Origin of the sequence: Mesorhizobium sp. M7A.F.Ca.CA.004.12.1.1, from assembly GCF_003997835.1 — a bacterium.
Classification (GTDB): domain Bacteria; phylum Pseudomonadota; class Alphaproteobacteria; order Rhizobiales; family Rhizobiaceae; genus Mesorhizobium.
The window spans coordinates 1-2054 of the sequence record NZ_RZRK01000973.1 but is presented as its reverse complement, the minus strand read 5'-3'; the positions used below and the strand labels follow the sequence as shown (position 1 = coordinate 2054).

General features: G+C 61.5%; 3 protein-coding genes. All 3 read right to left on the bottom strand.

What is annotated here, in order from left to right:
• On the bottom strand, positions 1 to 951 hold a 951-nt coding region (locus EN984_RS32440), incomplete at its 3' end, for a molybdopterin-dependent oxidoreductase (RefSeq protein WP_164765822.1).
• A 175-nt stretch (positions 952 to 1126) separates the two neighbouring features.
• Entirely contained in the window at positions 1127 to 1591 is a 465-nt protein-coding gene (locus EN984_RS32435) for a nuclear transport factor 2 family protein (protein ID WP_127270298.1), read from the bottom strand.
• 101 nt (positions 1592 to 1692) lie between these two features.
• The coding region (locus EN984_RS32430; protein ID WP_164765821.1) for a DNA starvation/stationary phase protection protein at positions 1693 to 2054 on the bottom strand (362 nt) is incomplete at its 5' end.

Here is a 2054-nt window from a genome sequence, read left to right as displayed (position 1 = left end):
GATAAAATCCCAGTCAAGTGCCTCGATCTGGTGTTCGGCGCGCAGCCGCTCATCCTCCTCGACTAGCACCTTCATCAAGCCCTTGAGCACTGCGATGTCGCCGCCGACCTTGACTTGGTGCAGGCGCGAGCTGATCGGGGTGGACGTCAGCGTCGTCATCTCGATCGGGCTCTGCGGCGCCTGAAAGCGCTCCAGCGCCCGCTCGCGGAACGGATTGAACGAAATAATGGTTGCGCCGCGTCGCGAGGCACTGCGCAGGCTGGTCATCATGCGCGGGCTGTTGGTGCCGGGGTTCTGGCCGAAGATGAAGATGCAGTCAGTCTTGTCGAAATCGTCCAGCAGCACCGTGCCCTTGCCGACGCCGAGCGACTGCGGCAAGCCGACGCTGGTAGCCTCGTGGCACATGTTGGAACAGTCGGGGAAGTTGTTGGTGCCGTATTCGCGCACAAAGAGCTGGTAGAGGAAGGCGGCCTCGTTGGAGGTGCGACCGGAGGTGTAGAACTCCGCCATATTCGGATTGGGAAGGGCGCCCAGATGCCGACCGATCATGGCGAAGGCGTCGTCCCAGTTCACCGACAAGTAGCGATCGCTGGCTTGGTCGTAGGCCATCGGATGAGTAAGCCGCCCGACCATTTCGAGTTCGTAGTCGCTCCATGTCGAAAGCTCGGTGACGGTGTGAGCTGCGAAGAACTCCGGCGTGCAGCGCTTCGCCGTCACCTCCCAGGCGACTGCCTTGCCGCCGTTCTCGCAGAATTCGAAGGGCGAGGTGTGTTTGGGATCTGGCCAAGCGCAGCCCGGGCAATCGAAGCCAAGCGGCTGGTTCATGCGCAGCAGCGTTGTCGCGCCCTTGATCGCAATATCCTGCTCGACCAGGTGCTCGCCGAGCGCCTTCAGCGCACCCCAGCCGCCGGCGGCCTCGTCATAACGCTCAATACGCTTCTTGCCACTCATTTCTATGCCCCTGTGTGGATTCAGCTACCGGCCGACCCCCTGTCAGCGAAGCCCCGCCAGTCGTCGAACCGCCCGCGACATCTTCCGATCCGCGCGAGCGGCACGCCGAAGCGGCTCTGCTGGCCTATCAGTGGGTAGCGCGAAAACGGTCGCCAACCCTCGACCACGCGTCAGATCAGAAGCCGAAACCGCTGAGACCAGGATGGTCGTCGGGGCGACGACCCAAAGGCCAATGCAACTTGCGTTCGGACTCCGCGATTGGATGTTCGTTAATGCTGGCGATCCGGCGGCGCATCAGCCCTTCCGTATCGAACTCCCAATTTTCGTTGCCGTAGGCCCTGAACCATTGGCCGCTGTCATCATGGTATTCATAGGCGAAGCGGACAGCGATCCGGTTTCCCGCAAACGTCCAAAGTTCCTTTACCAGCCGGTAATCGAGTTCTTTGTTCCATTTGCGGGTGAGAAAAGCCTCGATGGCTTCCCGGCCTGTCACGAACTCGGCGCGATTACGCCAGGCACTGTCAACCGTATAGGCGAGCGCGACACGGCCGGGGTCACGCGTGTTCCAGCCGTCTTCGGCTGAGCGCACTTTTTCTATGGCGGTTTGTTCCGTGAAGGGTGGAAGCGGTGGGCGGGACATGGCATTTTCCTGTGAGAGAGCAACGGGAAGTCGCAAGCGGCGACCGCTTGCCGCAGATCGGGGCGACGCCATTCCGCGCCGACGGTCCATGGCCTTGGGGGTCAGTCCGCCATCCGCCCGGCTTCGAAAAGGAACCAGGTACGGCGCTCGGCCTCATCAATCCAAACCTCGATCAAGCTGGTCGTCGCGACGTCGTCGTGCTCCTCGCATACTGCGTGCACGGCGCGCAGGAGACTTATGAAGGTGCGGTTGTCTTGGGCAAGCTCGGCCAGCATGTCGTGTGGCGTCACATAGGCCGCGTCATTGTCGGAGATTCGCTGCTCCTTCGCGATCTGTCCGATAGAGCGGAGCGTGGTGCCGCCGATCTTGCGACAGCGCTCAGCGATGTCATCGGTGATAGCGAAGATTTGCTCGCCTTGTTCGTCGAGTAACACATGGTAATCACGGAAGTGCGGCCCTGACA

Excerpts from the sequence above, each read along its gene's own strand:
- EN984_RS32435 (WP_127270298.1), bottom strand. The coding sequence starts at position 1,591 with ATGTCCCGCCCACCGCTTCCACCCTTCACGGAACAAACCGCCATAGAA.